The organism is Azospirillum brasilense, from assembly GCF_022023855.1.
In the GTDB taxonomy this organism is placed as follows: Bacteria; Pseudomonadota; Alphaproteobacteria; order Azospirillales; family Azospirillaceae; genus Azospirillum; species Azospirillum brasilense_F.
The window spans coordinates 880,001-901,497 of sequence record NZ_CP059450.1 but is presented as its reverse complement, the minus strand read 5'-3'; the positions used below and the strand labels follow the sequence as shown (position 1 = coordinate 901,497).

Annotated in this window: 19 protein-coding genes (1 of these 19 cut by a window edge); all 19 read left to right on the top strand. The window is 71.5% G+C overall.

The genetic code is table 11. The annotated features are described in order from the left end of the window. The first annotated feature begins 155 nt into the window (after positions 1-155). Positions 156-908 carry a hypothetical protein gene (locus H1Q64_RS17505; RefSeq protein ID WP_237906390.1) on the top strand — a complete coding sequence of 251 codons (753 nt, stop codon included), beginning with the start codon at positions 156-158 and terminating at the stop codon, positions 906-908. After that, complete coding sequence (locus tag H1Q64_RS17500; protein ID WP_237906389.1) at positions 905-2,848, top strand: hypothetical protein; 1,944 nt, start codon at positions 905-907, stop codon at positions 2,846-2,848. Before H1Q64_RS17505 ends, H1Q64_RS17500 begins: the two co-directional genes overlap by 4 nt. Continuing rightward, the gene (locus H1Q64_RS17495) at positions 2,845-4,869 is read left to right on the top strand and encodes a PP2C family protein-serine/threonine phosphatase (protein ID WP_237906388.1); all 2,025 of its coding nucleotides are present in this window, start codon (positions 2,845-2,847) and stop codon (positions 4,867-4,869) included. The genes H1Q64_RS17500 and H1Q64_RS17495 overlap by 4 nt, the downstream gene beginning before the upstream one ends. Further along, positions 4,866-5,465 carry a lytic transglycosylase domain-containing protein gene (locus tag H1Q64_RS17490; RefSeq protein WP_237906387.1) on the top strand — a complete coding sequence of 200 codons (600 nt, stop codon included), beginning with the start codon at positions 4,866-4,868 and terminating at the stop codon, positions 5,463-5,465. Before H1Q64_RS17495 ends, H1Q64_RS17490 begins: the two co-directional genes overlap by 4 nt. Positions 5,466-5,475: 10 nt before the next feature. Next, positions 5,476-5,982 (top strand): SPOR domain-containing protein, encoded by a 507-nt coding sequence (locus H1Q64_RS17485; RefSeq protein WP_237906386.1) that lies wholly within the window; start codon positions 5,476-5,478, stop codon positions 5,980-5,982. 217 nt (positions 5,983-6,199) lie between these two features. Continuing rightward, positions 6,200-6,985, top strand: coding sequence for an SPOR domain-containing protein (locus H1Q64_RS17480; RefSeq protein WP_237906385.1), 786 nt, complete (start codon positions 6,200-6,202; stop codon positions 6,983-6,985). A gap of 35 nt (positions 6,986-7,020) precedes the next feature. After that, positions 7,021-7,440, top strand: a complete 420-nt coding sequence (locus H1Q64_RS17475) for a hypothetical protein (protein WP_237906384.1) — start codon at positions 7,021-7,023, stop codon at positions 7,438-7,440. 27 nt (positions 7,441-7,467) lie between these two features. After that, positions 7,468-8,811 carry a type VI secretion system baseplate subunit TssK gene (gene tssK / locus H1Q64_RS17470; protein WP_137141200.1) on the top strand — a complete coding sequence of 448 codons (1,344 nt, stop codon included), beginning with the start codon at positions 7,468-7,470 and terminating at the stop codon, positions 8,809-8,811. Between the two features lie 17 nt (positions 8,812-8,828). Next, positions 8,829-9,701: a DotU family type IV/VI secretion system protein gene (locus H1Q64_RS17465; protein WP_237906383.1), complete on the top strand. Its 873-nt coding sequence runs from the start codon at positions 8,829-8,831 to the stop codon at positions 9,699-9,701. Between the two features lie 15 nt (positions 9,702-9,716). Then, entirely contained in the window at positions 9,717-13,853 is a 4,137-nt protein-coding gene (locus tag H1Q64_RS17460) for a type VI secretion system protein (RefSeq protein ID WP_237906382.1), read from the top strand. A gap of 21 nt (positions 13,854-13,874) precedes the next feature. Next, on the top strand, positions 13,875-14,975 hold the full coding sequence (gene tssA / locus H1Q64_RS17455) for a type VI secretion system protein TssA (protein ID WP_237906381.1): 1,101 nt from the start codon (positions 13,875-13,877) through the stop codon (positions 14,973-14,975). A 3-nt stretch (positions 14,976-14,978) separates the two neighbouring features. After that, entirely contained in the window at positions 14,979-15,536 is a 558-nt protein-coding gene (locus tag H1Q64_RS17450; protein ID WP_237906380.1) for an Hcp family type VI secretion system effector, read from the top strand. Then, complete coding sequence (locus H1Q64_RS17445; protein WP_237906379.1) at positions 15,533-16,120, top strand: TIGR00645 family protein; 588 nt, start codon at positions 15,533-15,535, stop codon at positions 16,118-16,120. The genes H1Q64_RS17450 and H1Q64_RS17445 overlap by 4 nt, the downstream gene beginning before the upstream one ends. A gap of 26 nt (positions 16,121-16,146) precedes the next feature. Next, on the top strand, positions 16,147-17,088 hold the full coding sequence (locus H1Q64_RS17440) for a hypothetical protein (protein ID WP_237906378.1): 942 nt from the start codon (positions 16,147-16,149) through the stop codon (positions 17,086-17,088). Between the two features lie 96 nt (positions 17,089-17,184). Further along, complete coding sequence (locus H1Q64_RS17435) at positions 17,185-17,916, top strand: SIMPL domain-containing protein (RefSeq protein ID WP_237906377.1); 732 nt, start codon at positions 17,185-17,187, stop codon at positions 17,914-17,916. Positions 17,917-18,333: 417 nt separating this feature from the next. Then, on the top strand, positions 18,334-19,125 hold the full coding sequence (locus tag H1Q64_RS17430) for a TOBE domain-containing protein (protein WP_237906376.1): 792 nt from the start codon (positions 18,334-18,336) through the stop codon (positions 19,123-19,125). 24 nt (positions 19,126-19,149) lie between these two features. Beyond that, positions 19,150-19,896 carry a molybdate ABC transporter substrate-binding protein gene (gene modA, locus H1Q64_RS17425; protein ID WP_237906375.1) on the top strand — a complete coding sequence of 249 codons (747 nt, stop codon included), beginning with the start codon at positions 19,150-19,152 and terminating at the stop codon, positions 19,894-19,896. A gap of 34 nt (positions 19,897-19,930) precedes the next feature. Continuing rightward, positions 19,931-20,599, top strand: coding sequence for a molybdate ABC transporter permease subunit (gene modB, locus H1Q64_RS17420; RefSeq protein WP_145629436.1), 669 nt, complete (start codon positions 19,931-19,933; stop codon positions 20,597-20,599). Beyond that, positions 20,596-21,497 carry the 5' portion of a molybdenum ABC transporter ATP-binding protein gene (modC, locus tag H1Q64_RS17415; protein ID WP_237906374.1) on the top strand. Its footprint extends 190 nt past the window's final position, so only the first 902 of its 1,092 coding nucleotides appear in the window; it begins with the start codon at positions 20,596-20,598; its stop codon lies beyond the right edge, outside the window. Before modB ends, modC begins: the two co-directional genes overlap by 4 nt.

Below are 21,497 nucleotides of genomic sequence, written 5' to 3'. Positions count from 1 at the left end.
ATGGCCGGTTCATGATGGAGCGCGTCCTTTCTAGTTGGCCGGGGGAGTATCGCAGGGGCCGGGGAGCGGCAAAAGCAGATCAGACCAAGTTGGGCCAATCTGAACGGGATGCCCCCGCGGAAAGCCGCTATAGCCGGACCCTTGGGAGGCTGGCCATGCTCTACGGTTTCGGGCGTCTGGCGCTTGTGTTGTGGCTGTGCGCCGTGGGCGGGCAGGCGTTCACCCTGTTCGCCTTTCACAACGCGGTGGCGGAGGCGCACACGGCGGAAATCGCTGCGCGCGCGTCGGCGCTGGCCAGCCGCGTGGCCGCCAGCGCGGCGGAGCGCGCCGCCATCGGCTTTCCGCTCGCCGACCAGAACGACCTGCAAAGGCTGATCGAGGTGGCCTCCACCGGCGGCGGGGGCTTGCGGCTCTATGTGGTGGACCCGCGCGGGACCGTGCTGTTCGCCACCGCCCAGGCGGCGGGGACGCCGGTGCCGGCCTCCTGGATGGGGGGCGCGGCTGGGCTGCCGGCGGAGCCGTGGGACCTCGCGGATCGCGATGGCGTGCTGGTCGGCGTGCCGGTGGCTGATGCCCTGGGCAAGCCCGCCGGCGCCGTGCTGGGCCTCGCCCCGCAGCAGGACGCGCGGGTGGAGGTTCTGGCCGCGCTACGCGAGACGGCGACGGTCACCGCCGTCTTCCTGGCGGCCATCGGGCTTCTCGCTGTTCTGGGCACGCGGCTGCTGCTGTCCGGCGTCTGCCGGTCCGTTCTGGCGCGGACGGCCTTTTATGCTGCCGAGGCGCGGCAGCTTCAGGCCGATGCGTCTGCCGCCGTGGCGGTTGGCGATCCGGCGCTGTCCGCCGTCCTGGCCGGGCTGCGCGCGGCGGAGACCGAGGCCGCCCGCATCGACGGGGAGGTGCTGCGATGACCCGCCCGGCGACTCCGTTCCTCAATCGAGGGATGTTGCGGCGGTTCATCTCGCTGATGGCGGTGGTGGTCGTCGTGCCCTGGCTCGCCACGCTGGCAGCGGCGCTGATCGCCGCGGCGGGGCTGGCCGACCGGGGAACCGCCTCCCGCGCCGAGATCGTCGGGACGGGCATCGCCCATGATCTGGAGAAGGCGCTGGCCCTCGGCCTGCCGCTCGACCGCATGGCCGGGATGGAGGATTATCTGGGCGAGGCCGGTGGGGTCTTCCCGGAGATCAAGCTGATCTTGGTGGTGGACGGCGCCGGACGCCCGCTGTTCCAGAAGTCCGACGCCGCGCGCCCCGACCTGTCGGTCCGGCTGGTGCCAGCGGAAACCGATTGGTCCGCGCTGGGTCTGGTCCTGCAACGCTTTCCCATCCGCCAGGGCGCCGCCACAGCGGGGGAGGTTCTGCTGGGTCGCAGCGCCGTGGCGCAGCCGGCCAACGCGCCGCGCATCCTGATCGACTTCGCGGTGGCGCTGAGCATCGCGCTGGCGCTCGGCGGGCTGGCGCTGCGCACCATGCTGAACGCTCAGGTGACGACGCCGCTCCGGCTGGCAGCGTCGCTGGAATCCTGCCTCGCGCGCTCCGCCTACGACCGCATCGCCCCGCCGGTGGAACAGAGCCTGATCGGCACTCTGCTGGCCGAGATGAACCGGGTGGTGACCGGAGTGAACGACCGCTTCGCCCGTCTGCGCAGCTATCTGGCCGAGGTGCGCGATCTCAGCTTCAACAAGGATGCCGCGGCGGAGGTGGCGCCGCTGATCGAGCGGATCGAGCGGCTGGGCCGCTTCTCGCCCGACCGGCTGACCGCGCTGGCGCCGCCGGACGCCGGGTCGTTGCCCTACGCCACCGCCTTCTGCGCCGGTGTGGGGGCGGCCGTGGCCGCGGCCATGGCGGCGCGGCACCTGCCGCCGGGCGTGGCGCTCGGCGGGGTGGTTCTGGGCATGGCCGCGGCGGTGCCGCTCGCCTTCGCGATCGGCCGCCGGGCACCTATTGCAGGGGTGCTGGCGCTGGGCGGCTGGGCGCTGCTGAACGGGCTCGGCGACGGGGCGGCGCTGTGGTTGGGCGGTGCGGTGCTGGGCGGGCTTTCCGCGGCGCTTCCCTTCCAGGCGGCGCGTCCCGCCGCGGAAAGTCTGCGCGCCGGACCGGCGGTGTCCGCCGCGGGCGGTCTGGTCGCTGGGACGGGGCTGTCGGTCCTGTGCATCGGCGGTGGCGTGCCAAATGTTCTGATGGCCGGCGCGGTGCTGTCCGGATTGGCCGGTCTGCTGGCCGCCGTCCGGCTGGAGCGGCGGAGCGGTCTGACGCTGCCGCGCGTAACCCTCCGCGCTCTGCTGGCGGCGGACCATTGGTGGGTGGACGGGGCATTGCGTCCCAAGGGTTGGGGGCTGTGGCTGGTCACAGCGCTGGCCTTGGCGGTGTTGAGCCGGGCCGACGGCGGCGGAGCGATGGACGCCCGCCGGGTCGCGGAACTCTTCTGGCTGCACGCCACCCCGGCTTGGCTGGCCGCCGCACTGGTCGCGGTGCTGGTGCCGCGGGGGGCTGCGGCGCTGCTGAGTTTGGGCGCGACGGCGGCGGTCGGGCTTCTCCTGGCGCTCGGCCCTGTGGAGCCAGGAACGGCCGTCGCGTTGGGCGCCGCCGCGGCGCTCGGCGCCGGCCATGCGGGCTTTGCGGCGTCCGGAAATTGGGGGGGGCTGACCGCGGTCCGCGCCGCGCTGACCCTGGCCGGAACGCTCGGCGTGCTGTGGCTGTCCGGCGGAAGCAACACGGTAGTGGCCGCCGGAACGCTGCCCTCCCTCGCCCTGCTCGCCGGGATCGCCGCGCTGCCGCCGCTGGCCCTGGCCCTGTGGCGCTACGCCACGCCGCGCCGGCGCGTTCCGGTCGAAGGGGAGGCCGCGCGATGACCGGTCTTCGCCAGCGCATGACGGTGGCCGCCGCCGCGGTGGTCCTCGCCGTGCTCGTCACCGCCGCGGTCTTCGCGCTGCTGCGCATCGAGAGCGGGGCCACCCGCCACGCTGAGGACGAGGGGCGGATGACCCTGCGGCTGTGGGAAGGGCTGCTCGACCAGTCCGCCGCCGCCGCTCGGGTGGCGGTGGGCGATCCCCGCCTCACCGACGCTCTGGAGCGCGGCAACGCCGCGGCGGCGGCGGAGCGGCTCGGCGCGCTGGGCTTCACCGCGGCGACGGTGGTCAACGGCGCGGGGCAGACCCTGCTCTCCGTCCCGGCCGACCAGCCGATCCGCCTTCTCGACGAGAGGCGCATCGGGCAGGTGCTGGCCCGCAACGACACGCAGGACGGCTTGGTGCTGACCGGCGGCGCCGCGCAGCTTCTGCTCGCCCGCCCCCTCGGCGCGCAGCGGCCGGCCGACCGGGCTCTGATCGCCATCCGTCCGCTGACCGGCGGCCTGGAGGCACTGGCCGGCGTCCTCGGCGGCTCCGCCTTCCTGGTCGGCAGCGACGGCACGTTGTACGGCCATGCGGGGCCGCTGGCCTGGGCTGACGTGCGTCCCGCCGCGGAGCGCGGCGAGGAGGTGCAGGCGACCATCGGCGCCCGCGGCTACGGCGTGCGCAAGCTGCGCCTGCCCAAGGCGGCCGGGACGGAGGGGGACGGCGCGCTGTACCTCGTCACCGTACGCGAGACCACGCTGGCCGCCATGGCCGACAGCCTGCTCGACAGCTCCGCCATCCTGGTGGTGCTGATGGTGCTGGTGGCCGGGACGCTGGGGCTGGACTGGTATTTCCGGCGCGTCTTCACGCCGGTCTACGCCTCCATGTCCGCCTTGTCGGCCCTGGCGGCGGGGGACACCGGCGTTGCCGTGCTGGGGGCGGAGCGCGCCGACGAGGCCGGGCAGCTCGCCCGCACCGTCGAGGTCTTCCGCAGCCGCAGCCGCGCGCTGCGTGACGCCGAGGAGCGGCGCGCCCGTCACTGGCTGCGCCAGCAGTCCTTCATCCGCCGCCAGATGCTCCGCCTGTCGGAAACCCTGCCTGAGCAGGGGCGGCGTGAACTCCTCGCCGACCTCGCCCGCATCGAGGCGGCGTCGGAGGGGAGGACACCCTGCGCGCGCACCGACGATCCCGGCGCGCTCGCCGTCGCCTTCGAGGTGATGGCGGAGCGCGTGCGCGACCAGCACACGGCGCTCGACGGCATGGTCCGCCAGCTTCAGTCCGCGCTGGACACCCGCACCGAGCTTGTGGAACTGCAGAAGCAGTTCGAGATCGCCCGGCGCATGCAGGCGGCGATCCTGCCGAGCGACCTGACCACGGCGCCCGACCTGGAAGCGTCGGGCCTGATGCGTCCGGCGGCGGAATTCGACGGCAGCTTCTACGATTTCTTCCTGACGGCGGACGGGTCGCTGGCGGTCCTGATCGGGCAGGTGTCGGGTGGCGGTCTGGCGGCGGGCTTCATGACGGTGACGGCGCGCGCCGCGCTGCGGACGCTGGCGGCGGCCGGGCTTGGGCCGGCAGCCTGCCTGACCGGCGCCAACCGGCTGCTGGCGGCGGACAACGCCGCGGGCCTGTCGATCGGGCTCGCCATGGGCATCGTGTCGCCGCGCTCGCGCCGGCTGGTCTTCGCCGCCGCCGGCGTGCCGGAACCCTTCCTGCTGCGGCGCTTCGGCGACGTGGTGGACCTGCCGGTGGCGGCTAACCCGCCGCTCGGCCTCGATCCGGCGATGACGGCGGTGGAGACGGCGCTCGACCTGCCGGTGCCGTCGACGCTGGTGCTGTGCAACGGCGGGCTGCTGGACGGCGAGAACCGCTTCGGCGTCGCCTTCGGGCGGGCGCGGTTGACCGGCATCCTCGGCAACCTCGACGACCTGTCCGCCGCCAGCGTCACCGCGGCGGTGTCCGCCGGACTGGCAGAGCATGGCGGCGCCGCCGCGATGGCGGTGGACCGGCTGTGCGTCGCCCTGCGGGTGCGGGCATGAGGACGCGCAACGTCCTGGCCGGCGCGCTCGCCCTGATGGGCGCCTTGCTCGCCGGGCCGGCGGCGGCGGAGCTGGCCCCGGCGTCCGAAGGCGGACCGGCGCTGTTCCAATGCAGCCGCTACCTCCGCAACGGGGAGGCGCTCTACGGCATTCCGCCGGGCATCCTGCACGCCATGAGCGTCGTGGAGTCCGGGCGGGCTGGGATGCCCTGGCCCTGGGCGCTGAACGTCTCCGGCCGTCCGCACTATCCGGCGACGCGGCGCGAGGCGCTGCGGCTGATGCAGGACGGCGAGGGCGGCCTGCGCGGCGACGTGGCGGTCGGCTGCATGCAGATCCACACGCGCTGGCACGCCGGGTCCTTCGCGGGGGGCGAGGACATGTTGGACCCCGCGGTCAACGTCGCCTACGCCGCCCGCTTCCTGCGGGAGCTGTACGACCGCCATGGCTCCTGGACGGAGGCGGTGCGCCGCTACCACGCCAGCAACCCGACGGCGCAGGACACCTACCTCTGCCTCGTGCTCGACCGGCGGGTGCGGCTCGGCTACCAGCGCGAAACGGCGGAGATGCGCCGGCTGTGCGGCGGCCCGGAGTCGTGAGCGCGGTGCCATGAAGAAACTCCTGGTCGGCGTGCTGGCGCTGCTCCTGCTCCTGGTGGCCTTCGCCGGCGGCTATTTCCTGGCCGGGGGCAGCGTGCCGGGTGCCACGGACGACCCCGCGCCCGCCGAAGCGAAGACAGCGCCCGCCGCTGTGCCGCAGGAGACGGCAAAGGCAGAGCCGGAGAAGGCCGCGCCGGCCGCCGTCCCGGTCCGTCCGGTCGCGTCAGTGAAGGCGGCGACGGCGCGCTTCTCCATTGAACTCGGCGTCTTCCGCTCCGCCGGGAACGCCCAGGACTTCGCGGCGGCGCTGGCCGGGCGGGGCCTTCCGGTGGAAATCGTCGAGACCATGGACGCCGCCGGCGGGCAATGGCATCGGGTGCGCGCCGGCGCCTTCGCCGATCGCTGGCAGGCCGAGGCACGTCGCCCGTCCTTCGAGCGGACCGCTGGGATCGGCGGCGTGGTGGTCGAGGAACCGCTTGCCGCCGCCCATCCCGCGAAGGCCGGCGGCGGCGAATGATCCAGTTCGGACCAACGGGGTAACCCGCCGGATTTGCGGGCTTCTCCGCAGGACGGGGCGGGCCTCCGGGCCATCGCCGGGAAACCCTCGCCGGACTACGCCAGAACGAACCAGACAGCTCGCGGATTTGGGCCGCCGGGATGCTTCTATCAGGCTGGGCCGCCGTCCTGTGGGGCAGGCGGTCCATCCGACGGTTTCTTCCCCAGGAATTCCCGCGATGACCACGATCACGCTCGGACGATGGCAGGTGGCGGCTCTGGCCGCCGGCGTCGCCGTGCTGACCGTCGTGGCCCTGCTGCTCGGCGCGGTGATGGCGGCGCTGATCCTGACGGGCGGCGGCAATGGCGGTGGCGCGCTGGTGGCGTCCGCACCCGCCTCTGCCGCCGCTTCCTCCGTGGCATCCGCCGGCGCACCTGCGGCCGGTGACGCGGCCGGGGGCGGACTGGGTGCGATGGCACGCAGCAGCGTCGCCGACAGTTTCGAGGCCCGCCAGGGCGTGATCGAGACGGCGGACATCTTCAGCGACGAGGCGCGCGGACGGGCAATTTCGGCGACCGAGCCTATGACCCGCGGCGCCGCGGACGCGGCCCGCCGCTTCCTGCCCGGCTGGATGGCCGGCACCGCCGCCCACGTCATCGAGAAGACCGGCTACCGCGTCACCGAATTCGCCGGGAACAGCGTGGAAGGCATCGTCGAGGACACGCTCAACGACCGGCTGGACGCGATGAAGGAGGACGGGGCGTCGCCGGTCCGCCACTACGCCATCGAACTCGGGCGTTTCGCCACCCCGGCCAACGCGGAGTCCTTCGCCGCCGCCGCCGCCCAGCGCGGCGTGCGCGGCACGGTCGATTTCGCGCCGCTGCCGGGCGGCAACGCCCCCTACGCCGTGCGCACCGGACGCTACGCCGCCGCCGACGAGGCCGCCCGCGCGCTGGACGCGCTGACGCGGGCGAACGGGGTGTCTGGAACCGTCGTGACCCTTGCCGAAGCGGGAGAGCGCTGAACGCCATGACTCCGGTGAACGGAAAAGGATTTGGTTTGGCCGGCGCGCTGGCGCTGGCGTTGTTGGTCGCCGGATGCGCGGACAAGCCGCGCGCCGCGCTGGACAGCGTGTCCTTCACGGTCGCCCCGGCCGCCAACGACACCACGCCGGTCGCCATCGACCTCGTCGCCGTCCGCGACAAGGCGCTGGTGGACAAGCTGGGGGCGCTGACCGCCGCGGAGTGGTTCGGCCAGCGCGAGCAGTCCATGCGCGACCACCCGGCCACGCTCGGCGTGACGAGCTGGGAACTGGTCCCCGGCCAGACGCTGAAGACGGACCTGCCGCCGGGCGAACCGGCCTGGGCCTTGCTGGTCTTCGCCAACTATTCCACGCCGGGACCGCACCGCTTGCGCGTGCCGGACACACGAACGCTGACCCTCACCGCCGGGGACAAGGATGTCGAACTGGTTCCGTGATGTTCTTTCCCATTCCGTGAGGACCGCATGACCGAGGCGCGCGACATTCCCGACGCCATCGATTGGCACGACGGGATGCTGCTGGCCCCGCAGCATTTCCAGCAGCAGGCGCTGCGGCACGAGCGGCAGCTGACCTACCATGTCCGGCAGGCGCGGCCCTTCCATTGGGGCGTCGTCCATCTCCAGGTCGACCGCGTGCAGCTCGTCTCCGGGCTGGTCCAGGTGCGGGAGCTGGAGGCGATCCTGCCCGACGGCCTCGTCGTGGACTACCGCGCCGGGGTCGACGAGCCGCTGGAGGTGGACATCTCCGCCTACGCCGACCCGGTGGGGCAGACGCAGATCACCATCCACCTGATCGTTCCCGCCGCCCGCGGCGACCGCGCGCCGGGGCCGGGCGAGACGCCGCGCTACGTCTCGGTCGAGGGCGCGCCCGTCGCCGACCAGCATGGCGGGGAGGAGCTGTCCATCGCCCGGCTGCGCCCGCGGCTGGCCCTGTTCGCCACCACCGGCCCGACCCAGAAGCCGCCGCAGAAGTTCGTCTCGATGCCGGTCGCGCAGGCAACCTTCCGCAACGACGCCTTCGTGCTGACCGACTTCGTGCCGCCGGCGCTCACCGTCGCCGCGAACGCGCCGCTCGGCCGGCTGGGGGCGGAGGTGGTGCGACGCGTGCGCGAGAAGGCGCTGTTCCTGGCCGAGCGCTCCGGCGTCGGCAACGGCAACCCGGCGACCGAGCTGGCCGAGGCGGCGCGGGCGGAGATCCGCAGCCTCGTCACCGGCCTGCCGCCGCTGGAGGCGCAGCTCGGCGTCGGCGTCTGCCACCCGTTCGACGTCTACATGTCGCTGTGCACGCTGGCCGGGCACCTGTCGGCCTTCGCCAGCGGCGCCGTGCCGGCCAAGCTGTCGCGCTACGACCACGACGACCCGATGGCGAGCTTCGGCGAGGTGCGCGACTTCATCCTGCGCATGATCGACCGCGTGAAGGAGGGCGTCGCCCGCATCCCCTTCACCTTCGAGGACGGCATGTTCGGGCTGCCGATGGACGAGGCCTGGCTGAAGGGCCGGCTGGTCGTCGGGGTGCGCGGCCCGGCCTCCGCCCCGGTCAGCGAGGTCGCCGCCTGGATGGAGAACTGCATCGTCGCCTCGCGCTCGCGGCTGGAGACGCTGTCCGGCCTGCGCGTCAAGGGGGCTGAGCGCGTCGCGCTGGACGACAGCGGCGAGGGCGGTGTGGCCGCCCCGCGCGGCGTGGTGCCGTTCGAGATCAAGGTCGATCCCCGCTACATCGTCCCCGGCGAACGGCTGGAGATCTGGAATCCGGACTCGCTGGGCAGCCGCTTCCGCCCCGTCGAGATCACCCTCTTCGTCAGCGCCTGAGGCTGGGAATGACCGCCATGCTGCACCGCCGGGATCTGGTCGATCACTTCCTCGCCTTCGCGCGGGAACTCCAGAAGCATCGCGCTTCGATCGGGGCGGGCCGTCCGGCCGCCGCCGCGGCGAAGCCCGAGGGCGCCGCGGGGGAGACGGCGGACAGCCTGCCGGCCTTCCTGACCGAGGACGCCCTGGCGATCCCGGCGCCGCGCGGTGCTGCGGCGGTGCCGGCCCTGGCGCTGGAGCCCGATGCCGAGATCATCATCCGCCGCCTTCAGGACTTCCTGGAGGCGCAGGCGGTCCAGGTCGGGCGCACCGGCACCGACCTGATGATCAGCCAGCACCGCGAGGCGCAATACGCCATGGCGGCGCTGGCCGACGATCTGTTCATCCACGACGTGGAATGGAACGGGCGTGAGCTGTGGCGCAGCGTGCTGCTGGAGCAGGCGGTGTTCCGCACCCGGCTGGCCGGCGAGCGGGTGTTCGACCGGATGGAGGCGCTGCTCGCCAGCAACGACCGGCGGCTGGTCCAGCTCGCGGCGGTCTATCTCTGCGTGCTCGGCATGGGCTTCAAGGGGCGCTGCCGGGTGCCGGGCGGCGAGTCCACCCTGCGCGACTACAGCGCCCGCCTGTTCGAGTTCATCGCCGGCCGCGAGTCCGAGCTGGGCGCCGGGGTGCTGCCCGGCGGGCGGACGCTGATCCCCGCCGCCTACGCCTACACGCTGACCGACGGCAAGGCGCGCACGCTGGCGCGCGGGCCGCGCTGGCCGCTGGTGCTGGGGGCCATCGCCGGGCTGTGGCTGGTGCTGGGGCAGGCGCTCTGGTGGATGTCCACCGCGCAGCTTTCCAACGCGGCGGACGCGGTGCTTCAGGCATCCGTCCGCGTGACCCGCTGACGGGAGAGGACGGTCATGGAACTCCTGGCAGCGGTCCTGTCCGGCATCGCCGGCAACCAGATCTGGGTCTTCGCGGGGCTTCTCGTCCTCGTGCTGCTGATCATCGCTGTGATGGCGGCGATCCTGCTGCGCGCCCGCAGCGCGGCGCCGCCCGCCCCGGCGGAGCCGGCGGCCCTGCCGCCGCCCGACGCGACGGTGGAGGAGGGCGGGGCTGTCCCGGCGCTGGTCGCCACCGCGCCGGACGTCACCATCCGCGACATCCGCCGCCTGTTCCGCGACGGTCTGGCCGCCTATCGCGAGACGCTGTCGCGCAACGTCTATCTGGTGCCCTGGTACCTGCGCACCGGCTTGGCCGCGTCGGACGACGCCGGCCTGCTGTCCTGCGCGGAGGACGTGCGCCCCCCGGTGACCGCCGAGCGGCACGCCGGCTTCTCCTGGCGCTTCTACGACCGGGCGGTGGTCATCGATGTGGACGATCCGCGTGCCGCCTGGGCGGGCGTGCTGGACCTGCTGGGGCGCCGCCGCCCGATGCTGCCCGCCGACGGGCTGATCCTGACCGTTCCGCTGGCCGAGCTGGACGACGTGCGCCGCGCCACCGCGCGCGGGACGGAGCTGTATGCCCGGCTGTGGGAGATCCAGCGCACGCTGGGCTTCGCCCTGCCGGTCTATGTGGTGGTGACGGGCTGCGAGGAGGCCCCCGGCTTCGCGGCGCTGGCCGAGGCTCTGCCCCCGTCCCTGACCGGCGGGATGCTCGGCTGGTCGAGCCCCTACGCGCTGGAGACCGCGTTCTCCCCCGACTTCGTCGGCGAGGCGCTGCAGTCGCTGGCGGACGGCCTGCTGGCGGTGGAGCTGGAGGTGTTCGGCGCGACGGCCACGCCGGACGGCGCCCCGCTGTTCGCCCTGACGGAGCGGCTGACCGGGACGGAGGCGGCCTTGCGCGCCCTGCTCGGCACCGCCTTCAAGCGCACCGCCTATCAGGAAACGCTCTACGTCCGCGGCATCTACTTCACGGGCCGTCCCGATCCGGACGCGGCGGCGCTGTTCGGGCGCGACCTGCTGAACCGCAAGATCTTCCCCGAGGCCGGTCTGCCCAAGCCGACCCGCGCGCTGGCCGCGTCCCGCGCGTGGCGCCGCTATTCCTGGCCGGTGGGGACGGGGGCCGCCGCGCTGGCCGCGATCCTGCTGCTGTGGATGGGGGTGCAGCGCGCCTCCACCCTGTCGGACCGGCTGGTTCCGGTCCTGGCCGACATTCCGGGCGGGCTCCAGCAGCTCGCCGACCAGCGCCCGGCGGTCGAGGCCGGGGCGCCGATGACCGCCGCCTACGGCGATCCAGCCGCCCGCTTCGTGCAGGGCGTGACGATGCTGCCCACCGACTGGACCTTCAACCCGCTGCCGGCCTCCTGGATCAGCGGCGTTCCGGACTCGGTGTCGGGGGCCTTGGCTGTCGGTTACCGCCGGCTGGCCCTGTCCACCGTGCGCGACGTGGCCGAGGACCGCTTGCGCCGCTTGACCCGCGACGGCGGGGTGGGTCCGGTGGGGGCTGGTGCCTTCGAACGGCTGCGCGCATTCGCGGGCGAGGTCGGCATCGCCGAGGGGCTGGCCCGCGCCTACAACAACGTGGACGCCCGCGACCCGACCCTGCCGCTGGACGAGGTGCTGGATTTCGCGCTGGGCTCCGGCGTGGCGCGCGGCTTCTCGGCTCGGCTGCACGGCTGGGAGATCGACCAGCCGCCGGGCGGCACAGCCATCCCGGCGCCGGGACCGGGGGCGCAGCGCCCTATCGACCTGACCGCCCACCGGGCGGAGGTCAGCCGCCGCTTCCGGCAGTACGCCGACGCCTACCTGCGCGACCTCGCCATGGGCGGCCTCGCCGCTGCGCGGCTGTCGGTCGCCGCCAACGAGCTGGAGCTGCTGGCCGGCGGGGCGCGCTCCGGCGCCGACGCGGCGGCGGCCTACGCCGAGGTGCTGTCGAGCCTGGAGGACGCCGCCCGCGGCCTGGGGGCGGAGCGCGGCGCCTGGATCGGCGCCAACGGTCCCGCCCTGCCGCCGGAGTTCGAGGCGCTGCTCGGCCGGCTGGAGAAGTCCGACCTGCTCGGCCCCAACCTGCGCGCCGACATCCTGGATCTGGCGCAGCGCCGCTACGACGAGGCGGGGGTGGGCGCCCGCAGCCTGGACTCCGTGATCGGCCGTCTGCTGGAGCAGGCGCCGAACGGCGGCGCCCGCTTGGCCCCGGCGGCGGAGCAGCTTCGCCGCACCCTGTCGGTGTGGATGGCCCGCCGCTTCATGAAGACGGACGACACCGGCGCGCTGGCGATGCCCGCCGTGGGCGCCGGCTGGGACCGCGCTGCTCTGGACAGCATCCCGCCGCTGGTCGAGGACTATCTGCTGTTCGACGCCAAGGACCTGCTCCAGGCGCCGGCCATGCTCCGCACCTCCATGCGGGTGGCGGCGCAGCACCAGCTCCGCCAGGGGGTGGAGCGCATCCTCGCCCGCGCTTTGGCCGGTAGCCCGGCGGGCGGTGGGGTGGACCGGGCGGGCGGGCTGGCGCAGCTCCGCGCCTCGGCCCACGCGCTGCGCACCGCCTTCCCGGTGCTGGCCGAGACCATGCAGTCCTTCCGCCAGATCGGGCTGACCACCTCCGCCGACACCATCCGCGACACGGTGGCCCGGCAGGCCAACGCCGTGCTGGCCCAGGCCGACCGGTTGCTGGAAGGCGACCAGCTCTACCGGCCCGACGCCCACGCGCTGGACGTCTGGGTGGACGGGCCGCTGGTGCCGCACCTGCTGTTCGGGCAGACCACGCCGGCCGGGCTGGCGCTTTATCTCGGCAACGCCCGGCAGGAGGTGACGGTGCTCGCCCGCGACATCGCCGCCCCGGTGGTGGAGATCCTGGAGCGCCCGGTGATGGGCGCCGGGACCGGTTCGGGCGCCGCCTCCAAATGGGCGCGCATCATCGCCGAACTGGACAAGTACGACGGCGGGCGCCCGAACAGCTCCCTGGCGCAGCTGGAGAAGTTCGTGACGGTGGAAAGCGCCGCGGTGGACGCCGCCGGTTGCCAGAATCTGGGCGCCATCGACGGGGTGCCGGACGACTTCTTCCGCAGCCGTCTGGCCGAGCTGAAGCAGTGGATCGCCACGCGCTGCGTGCTGGCCGCCGACGCTCGCGTCTATGACGCCTATGTCGATATGGCCGCCTCGTTCAACGAGATGCTGGCCGGCCGGTTCCCCTTCGCCGCCGCCGCAGTGCCGGGCGAGGACGCCGACCCGGCGGCGGTGCGCGCCTTCTACGAGCGGTTCGACGCGCGGTCGGCCTTCGTGCTCGAGGGGCTGCGCCGCGGCGAACGCTTCGGCACCGCCGGGCGTGAGGCGCTTCGCTTCGTGGAGACGATGGAACGGGCGCGCCCGCTGCTGATCGCCGCGGTGACCCCGGATCAGAGCGGCGGCTTGGCGCTCGACCCCGCCTTCCGAGTCAATCGCGGCCGTGAAGCCGGGGGCAGCGACATCATCGAATGGAAGCTCGCCACGCCGAACGGCGCGCTCTCCAGCGTGCTGCCGCGGACGCCGCTGCGCTGGTACCCCGGCGATCGGTTGAGCGTGACGCTGCGCTGGGCCAAGGACGGCACGGTGCTGCCGGTGTCCGGCGTCGGTGTGGGGGTGACGGTGGACGGACCCTCGCTGCGCTTCGACTACGATGGTCCCTGGGCGCTGTTCGCCCTGGCCGCCCGGCAGACCGCGCCGCAGCGCGACCGCCGCCCCGGTCCGGACACCGAACCGCTTCTGCTGTTCGAGGCCACGGCCAGCGGCCCGGTCAAGGAAAGCGCCAATCCGGCCCCGATGCCGATCGCTCCGGCGGCGCAGGCGACGCCGCAACCCGCGGTGAAGCCCAACGTGCGGGTGTTCATGACGCTGGCGGTCAAGCGCACCGTCCTGGCCGACGGCAAGCCGCCGCGCGAGGAGAAGGTGGCTGTGCCGGCGCTGCCCGCGCAGGCGCCGCCGCTCGCCCCGGTCGGCACCATGCGGCGGATGCCGGGTCTGGCCGGTTGGCCGGCGCCATCGGGCGCGGTGGCTCCGGCGGACCGCGCCTTCTTTGATCTGGGCACCCCGCCGTCCCACTCCCCGATGCTCCGTCCCGCGGCCCAACGCTTCCCGTGAGCAGCACTCCATGAGTTGCCAATGACCGCATCCCACCCGCTGATCGACATCGGCGCCCTGCTCCAGCCCATCCCGGGCGACGATCCGGCGGGCGACGACCTACGCCATGGCCCGGAGTTCGACGCGCTGACCGAGGCGCGCCGGATGGACGACGATCTGGACCAGGGCATCTGGCAGACCACCATCAAGAAGGCCGACTGGAAGGGCGTCGTCCAGCAGGCGTCGGACCTGCTGACGACCCGCACCAAGGATCTTCAAGTCGCGGCGTGGCTAGTCCAGGCGCTGGGCCACCTGCACGGTCCGGCGGGGCTGGCACCGGGGCTCCTGCTGGTCCATGGACTGGTCGAAGATTTCTGGGAGGGCCTCTACCCGCGCCTGGACGACGGTGATCCGGAGCCGCGGCTGGCGCCGCTGGTCTGGCTGGACAGCCAGTTGTCGCGTGACCTGATGGCAACTGCGATCACCCAGCCGGGGCCGCACACCGACGAGACGCACCGTTTCCAGGACTGGCAGAACGCCCAGCGCCTGCGCAAGCTCGCCACCCGCGATCCGCGCGCCTTCCACGCGGCGGTCGACGACGGCGAGGTGACGGTCGAGCAGATTCTCGCCGCGCAGGACCGCACGCCGCCCGGCTTCTACCAGACCCAGCACGGTCATCTGCGCGACACGGTGACGGCGGTGCGCACCCTGGCGGCGGAACTGGACGCCGTGGCCGGGCGCGCCGCTCCCGGCTTCAGCCAGCTTCTGAAGACCCTGGAAAGCCTGATCCAGTTCCACCGCGAAGCGCTCGCCAAGCGCGGCATCGATCCGGACGGCGCCCCCGCCGCGCCGGAGGAGGCCGAGGGCGGGGAGGGGGCCACCATCGACGCGTCCGCCGAGATCATCCCCGCCGCCGCCTTCACCCGCCCCGGCGGGCCGCGGACCCGGCAGGAGGCCTACGCGATGCTCCACCAGATCGCCGATTTCCTGGCGCGGGAGGAGCCGCACAGCCCGACCTCCTACCTCGTCCGCCGCGCCGCGACCTGGGGGAACCTGTCCCTGCCGGAGCTTTACGCCGAACTGCTGGGCGACCGCGGCGAGGTCGGACGGATCTTCGGTCTTCTGCGGCTTGAGGAGCGCTGAGCCATGCCCCGCATCCTGCTCGACTACCCCGGCATCAAGGGCGAGTCGCTGATCCGCAACTACAAGAATCTGGCCGACTGCGTCAGCTTCGACCTGTCCTCGGGCAAGCGCGAGGTCGGCGGCTTCAATTACGACGACCCGATCGAGGGCAACTCTTACTTCGGCAGCCGCAAGGCTCAGAAGCAGGACAAGCTCGGCGTCGACAGCCTGAAGCTGGAGCGCCACTTCGACCTCGCCTCGCCCAAGCTGATGCAGGCGGCCTTCGATCCGCAGAAGAAGGACGTCACCGCGACGATCCACTTCTTCCGCACCTTCGCGCAGTTGCAGGGCGGCGAGCATTTCGGCGAAAGCGACATCTTCGCCGAGCCGTACCTGACCATCATCCTGAAGAACACGCAGATCACGGAGTACGTGCTGTCGGTCGACGACGACGACAGCAGCAACGGCACCGAGACCATCTCGCTGGCCTTCGACCAGCTGCAGATGACCTACCAGCACCAGATCGACGGCCGGAAAATCGGCCAAATCCGTGGCGACATCACATTGGCGAGCAAGTCATGACCCAGTCGAACCCGTCGGCCCTGGCCGGCGACCCCACCGTCCTGTCCCGCAACGGCGCGGAGCGCCGCGGCCCAGGGCGCCGGGCCGAACATTTCCTGGAGCAGGTAATGTTCCAGAGCCGCTGGCTCCTGGCGCCGCTCTATGTCGGCCTGGTGGGCGCGCTGCTGATGATCGGCTGGCGCTTCGCGCTGGAGTTGGTGCACGCGCTGCCGCTTCTCATGCATGGCACGGAGAACGACATCATCCTGATCGTGCTCGGGCTGGTCGACCTGACGATGGTCGGCAACCTCGTGTTGATGGTGATCTTCAGCGGCTACGAGAACTTCGTCTCGAAGATCGACGTCGCCGGCCACGCCGACCGTCCGGAATGGATGGGCAAGCTGGACTTCAGCGCGCTGAAGGTGAAGCTGATCGCCAGCATCGTGGCGATCTCCTCCATTCAGATCCTGAAGACCTTCATGAACGTGTCGGAGGTGTCCGACCGCGACCTGATGTGGCTGGTCGCCATCCACGTCACCTTCATCGTCTCCGGCGTGCTGCTGGCGACCATGGACGTGCTGGTCAAGAAGAGCCACGCGCACTGACATCCGGCAGGAAAGGAGAGGACATCATGATTCGGTACGCGCTGGCGTTCCTCGCCATCCTTATGACGGGCCTGCCCGGAGCGTCATGGGCGGAGCCGGCGAAGGTGGTGGTCGGCACCTACGTCAACCAGATCACCGGGGTGAACCTCCGCGACAATCAGGTCAATGTGGACTTCTACGTCTGGTTCCGCTGGGACGACGACTCACTGAACCCGCTGGAGACGTTCGAGCTGATGAACGGGCGGATCGAGTCCCGCACGCCCACCCCGGTCCGCAAGCTGAAGGACACCAACTACGGGCAGGCGCGCGTCCAGGCCGTTCTGAACCAGCCCTGGGACGTGAGCCGCTTCCCCCTGGACACCCAGACCATCCGTCTGGTGATCGAGGACAGCGACCTGACGGCCGAGCACTTCGTCTATGTGCCGGACACCGACAACAGCACGCTCGATCCCGATGTCGACGTCTCGGGCTACACGCTGACCAGCAACGGCGCAACCATCTCGGCGCACCGCTACCGCACCAACTACGGCGACATCACCCTGCCGAAGAACCACGAGTCGGTCTATTCCCGCTACACCCACGCGATCACCCTGGAGCGGCCGGATTCGGTCTATTACATCAAGACCTTCTCGACCATCTTCATCTCCTCGGTGGTGGCCTTCCTGGCCTTCCTGGTGAAGCCGGTGGACCTCGACCCCCGCTTCGGCCTGGGCATCGGCGCGCTGTTCGCCGTGGTCGCCTGCTACTTCGTCATCGCCAGCGACCTGCCGCGCAGCAGCGGCTTCACCCTGTCGGACCGGGTCAACCTCGCCTCCATGGGCATGATCTTTCTCAGCCTGATGCAGAGCGCGGTGTCGCTGATGATCTACGAGCGGAACGCGGCGAAGTCCCTGCTTCTGGACCGCTGGTGTCTGGTGGTCTTTCCCGTCACCTACGCGCTGCTGTGCGTCTGGCTGACGACGGTGTGACACTGGTGATCTGATACCGCCGCGGGGCACCGCTCCGGCCTGAGCTTCGCCACAATCCTCCGCCATGCTCCGCAGAGAGCGACGAGGGAGAGTGGGATGATCGGAAACCGGACGGCGCTGGCTGCGGCGGCGTTTCTCGCCATCGGGATCGCGGTGGCGGGCTGGTCGGCGGGGTGGGAGGTCGCCCAGGTCCGGCTGGCCGACCGTTTCGTCACCGTGAAGGGCTCCGCCGAGCGCGAGGTCAAGGCGAACCTTGCGCTCTGGCCGGTGCGCTTCGTCGCCACCGGCGACGACCTGTCCGCCGTCCAGGCGAAGACGGCGGCCGATGAAAAGGCCGTGCTGGCCTTTCTGGAACGCTACGGGCTGGGCGCCGACGCCGTCGTCTCGCGCTCGCTCGATCTCGTGGACCTGCTCGCCCAGGCTTACCGGCAGGGGCCGGCGGATCAGCGCTACATCCTCACCCGCACCCTGATGATCCGCAGTCCGGACGTGGAGCGGGTCGACCGCGCCAGCCAGAATCTGGCGGAGTTGCTCGACCAGGGCGTTACCCTGGGCGGGGAGCCGGGCATGGGCTCCGGCCCCAACTACCTGTTCACGCGGCTGAACGACGTAAAGACCGAGATGATCGCCGAGGCGACGGCCAAGGCGCGCGAGGCGGCCACCCAGTTCGCGACCGACAGCGGCGCCACTCTGGGCGGTATCCGCCGCGCCAACCAAGGCCTGTTCCAGATCCTTGCCCGCGACGAGGCGCCCGGCATCATGGAAAGCCGGCAGATCGACAAGATCGTCCGCGTCGTGTCCACGCTCGACTGGGAACTGGTGGATTGACGGAGCGTCAGCGCTCCCTCCACCCTCTCGCTGTATAGGTCATCTACATATTGGATTCGCTGCATTCGGCCGTCCCCTGCCCACAAGGCGGCGGGCGGCACGGCCTGCGGGTAGCGCATGGGTCGTGATGACCCGGAAGCTGAAAATCCTGTTTCTGTAATCCGTCGATTGCGCCGCCAAGCGAACAACAAACTCTCGTCCGGCACCAAAATTCGCTTAGAAAATCGGCAAAATGGGCGGATGTCATGCATCGTTTGTACGATGCATTTCGTGGGCTGATCGGTTGTTCAGATCGGCATCCTGCACCCTCTCGCCGAAATTCCTCGAAAAATGACGATTCTGGCAGAAAGCGCTAGTTCACCTGCTTAGAGCATGGTTATATAGCCAATATATATAGCGAATTCGGAGTGCCCGTTCATGTCCGTCCAACCGCAGGTGTCGTTCGCCGGGCCGCACGCGTCGCCGATCGGCGCGGAGCGCATCCGGCTGCTGGAAGCGGTGGGGCGCGAGGGCAGCATTTCCGGCGCGGCGCGGTCGGTCGGCGTCACCTACAAGGCGGCCTGGGACGCCATCGACGCCATGAACAACCTGTTCGGCCGCCCGCTGGTCGAGGCGCAGGCCGGCGGAAAGCGCGGCGGCGGAACCGCCTTGACGCCGGACGGCGTGCGGCTGGTCGCCACCTTCCACCGTCTGCAAAGCGAGATGGTCCGCGCCTTCCAGGTGCTGGAACCGGAACTGAACGGCACCGGCCTGTCGGCGGCCAGCCTGATGTGGGGATTCCTCATGCGCACCAGTGCCCGCAACGCCCTTCGCGGAACCATCACCGCCATCACCGATGGGGCGGTGAACGCCGAAGTCACCCTGGCCGTCTCGGACCAGACCTCGATCGTCGCGATCATCACCCGCGACAGCGTGCGCGACCTGGGCCTGTTCCCGGGGCGCGCGGCGACGGCGCTGATCAAGGCGCCCTTCGTGATCCTCGCCCCGGCGGACGAGGCGAAGCGCACCTCGATGCGCAACCGCGTGGAAGGCGTGGTGTCCCGCCGCGAGGACGGCGCGGTCAACAGCGAGATCACCCTGGACATCGGCGGCGGCAAGACGCTGACCGCCATCATCACGCTGCGCAGCGCCGATGACATCGGCCTGAAGCCCGGCGACCCGGCCTGCGCGCTGATCGACGCATCGCACATCATTCTTGCGGTGGATTGACGATAGATCGGAAGGAGTTTTCGAATGACGCGTTTCCTGCTTGCCGCCGTCGCGCTGCTGTCCGTTTCGGCGACGACCCGGGCCGACGAATTCAACATCGCGGTCGCCGCGAACTTCACCGCCCCGGCGAAGGAGATCGCCACCGCCTTCGAGCAGAAGACCGGCCACAAGGCCGTCCTGAGCTTCGGCGCGACCGGCCAGTTCTACGCCCAGATCAAGCAGGACGCGCCCTTCGTCGTCTTCCTCGCCGCCGACGACGAGACCCCGAAGAAGGCGGTGGAGGAGGGCTTGGCCGTTCCGGAGTCCCGCTTCACCTACGCTGTCGGCCGTCTGGTGCTGTGGACCAAGGCCGGCGACGCGCCGCTGGGCGAGGACACGCTGCGCAAGGGCGCCTTCGAGAAGCTGTCCATCGCCAACCCGGCGACCGCGCCCTACGGCCTCGCCGCCGTGCAGACGCTGAAGAAGATGGGCGTCTACGAGGCGATCCAGCCGAAGATCGTCCAGGGCAACAGCATCGCCCAGGCCTTCCAGTTCGCCGAGACCGGCGCCGCCGAGCTGGCCTTCGTGGCCCTGTCCCAGGTGATCGCCAAGCCGGACGGCACCCGCTGGCCGGTTCCGGAAGCGCTGCACGACCCGATCTTCCAGGACGCCGTCTTGCTGAAGAAGGGCGCCGGCAACGAGGCCGCCACGGCCTTCCTCGCCTTCCTGAAGGGGCCGGAGGCCGCCGCGGTGATCTCCAAGTACGGCTACGGCACGAGGGCGCCGAACTGACCATGCCGGCCTCCCTGGTAAGGACAGCCCGCCGATGAGCTGGCAACCGATCATCCTGACGCTGGAGCTGGCGGCGCTGACGACGGTCATCCTGCTGATCGTCGGCACTCCCCTGGCTTGGTGGCTGGCGCGGTCCGGAGCCTGGTGGAAGGAGGCGGTGGCCACGGTGGTGGCGCTGCCTCTGGTCCTGCCGCCGACGGTTCTGGGCTTCTACCTGCTGATGTTGCTGGGACCGAACGGCCCCGGCGGGTGGCTGGCCTCCCTGTGGGGCGCCCGCTCCATGGCCTTCACCTTTGAAGGGCTGGTCATCGGGTCGGTGCTGTACTCCATGCCTTTCGTGGTGCAGCCGATCCGCAACGCATTCGAGGCGTTCGGCGACCGCCCGCTGGAGGCGGCGGCGACGCTGCGCGCCTCGCCGCTCGACACCTTCTTCACCGTGGCGGTGCCGCTGGCCCGCCGTGGCTTCCTGACCGGCGCCGTGCTGGGCTTCGCCCACACCATGGGCGAGTTCGGCGTCGTTCTGATGATCGGCGGCAACATCCCCGGCCAGACCAAGGTCCTCTCGGTGGCCATCTACGACTATGTCGAGACGCTGCAATGGGACGAGGCTCATCTGCTGGCCGGTGGCATGCTGGTCTTCTCCTTCACGGTGATCCTGACGATGATGATGCTGGAGAAGCGCATCGGGCGGGGCGGGCAATGAGCCTATCGGTGCATTTCCACGGGACGCTCGGCCAGTTCGCTCTGGACGTGGCGTTCGAGGCGCCGGGCCGCGGCATCACCGCGCTGTTCGGCCCGTCCGGTTGCGGCAAGACCTCGGTGCTGCGTTGCGCGGCCGGATTGCAGCGGCTGAACGGGCGCTTCGCCCTGGACGGCGATGTCTGGCAGGAGGGGTGGACCTTCCGGCCGACGCACAAGCGGCCCATCGGCTACGTCTTCCAGGAAGCCAGCCTGTTCCCCCATCTGTCGGTGCGCACCAACCTGCTGTTCGGTCATCGCCGGACGGTGGGGCGCGGCGTGCCGGAGAACATTCGCCTGGACGACGTGGTGGACCTGCTGGGGCTGGGGCATCTGCTCGACCGCTCGCCGGAGCATCTGTCCGGCGGCGAGCGCCAGCGGGTCGGCGTCGGCCGCGCGCTGCTCTCGCAGCCGCGCCTGCTGCTGATGGACGAGCCGCTGGCGGCGCTCGACCGCTTCAGCAAGGAGGAAATCCTCCCCTATCTGGAACGGCTGCACGGCGTCCTGTCCGTCCCCGTCCTCTATGTCAGCCACGACATCGCGGAGGTCGAGCGGCTGGCCGACCATCTGGTGTTGCTGCGCCAGGGGCGCGTCGTTGCCGCCGGCCCGATGCAGGAACTTCAGGCCGATCCCACCCTGCCCATCGCCCGCATGCCCGAAGCCGGGGTGACCCTGCCCGCGGTGGTGGCGGGACGAGAGGACGCCTACGGCTTGACCCTGCTGCGGCTGGACGGCGGCCACCTGCTCGTTCCGGGCGACCTCGGACCGCAGGGAACGGCACGGCGCGCCCGCATCGCCGCGTCCGACGTCAGCCTCGCCCGCAACCCGCCGGAGGGCAGCACCATCCTGAACGCTCTTCCCGC

Excerpts from the sequence above, each read along its gene's own strand:
- H1Q64_RS17505 (WP_237906390.1), top strand. The coding sequence starts at position 156 with ATGCTCTACGGTTTCGGGCGTCTGGCGCTTGTGTTGTGGCTGTGCGCC.
- H1Q64_RS17500 (WP_237906389.1), top strand. The coding sequence starts at position 905 with ATGACCCGCCCGGCGACTCCGTTCCTCAATCGAGGGATGTTGCGGCGG.
- H1Q64_RS17495 (WP_237906388.1), top strand. The coding sequence starts at position 2,845 with ATGACCGGTCTTCGCCAGCGCATGACGGTGGCCGCCGCCGCGGTGGTC.
- H1Q64_RS17490 (WP_237906387.1), top strand. The coding sequence starts at position 4,866 with ATGAGGACGCGCAACGTCCTGGCCGGCGCGCTCGCCCTGATGGGCGCC.
- H1Q64_RS17485 (WP_237906386.1), top strand. The coding sequence starts at position 5,476 with ATGAAGAAACTCCTGGTCGGCGTGCTGGCGCTGCTCCTGCTCCTGGTG.
- H1Q64_RS17480 (WP_237906385.1), top strand. The coding sequence starts at position 6,200 with ATGACCACGATCACGCTCGGACGATGGCAGGTGGCGGCTCTGGCCGCC.
- tssK (WP_137141200.1), top strand. The coding sequence starts at position 7,468 with ATGACCGAGGCGCGCGACATTCCCGACGCCATCGATTGGCACGACGGG.
- H1Q64_RS17465 (WP_237906383.1), top strand. The coding sequence starts at position 8,829 with ATGCTGCACCGCCGGGATCTGGTCGATCACTTCCTCGCCTTCGCGCGG.
- H1Q64_RS17460 (WP_237906382.1), top strand. The coding sequence starts at position 9,717 with ATGGAACTCCTGGCAGCGGTCCTGTCCGGCATCGCCGGCAACCAGATC.
- tssA (WP_237906381.1), top strand. The coding sequence starts at position 13,875 with ATGACCGCATCCCACCCGCTGATCGACATCGGCGCCCTGCTCCAGCCC.
- H1Q64_RS17450 (WP_237906380.1), top strand. The coding sequence starts at position 14,979 with ATGCCCCGCATCCTGCTCGACTACCCCGGCATCAAGGGCGAGTCGCTG.
- H1Q64_RS17445 (WP_237906379.1), top strand. The coding sequence starts at position 15,533 with ATGACCCAGTCGAACCCGTCGGCCCTGGCCGGCGACCCCACCGTCCTG.
- H1Q64_RS17440 (WP_237906378.1), top strand. The coding sequence starts at position 16,147 with ATGATTCGGTACGCGCTGGCGTTCCTCGCCATCCTTATGACGGGCCTG.
- H1Q64_RS17435 (WP_237906377.1), top strand. The coding sequence starts at position 17,185 with ATGATCGGAAACCGGACGGCGCTGGCTGCGGCGGCGTTTCTCGCCATC.
- H1Q64_RS17430 (WP_237906376.1), top strand. The coding sequence starts at position 18,334 with ATGTCCGTCCAACCGCAGGTGTCGTTCGCCGGGCCGCACGCGTCGCCG.
- modA (WP_237906375.1), top strand. The coding sequence starts at position 19,150 with ATGACGCGTTTCCTGCTTGCCGCCGTCGCGCTGCTGTCCGTTTCGGCG.
- modB (WP_145629436.1), top strand. The coding sequence starts at position 19,931 with ATGAGCTGGCAACCGATCATCCTGACGCTGGAGCTGGCGGCGCTGACG.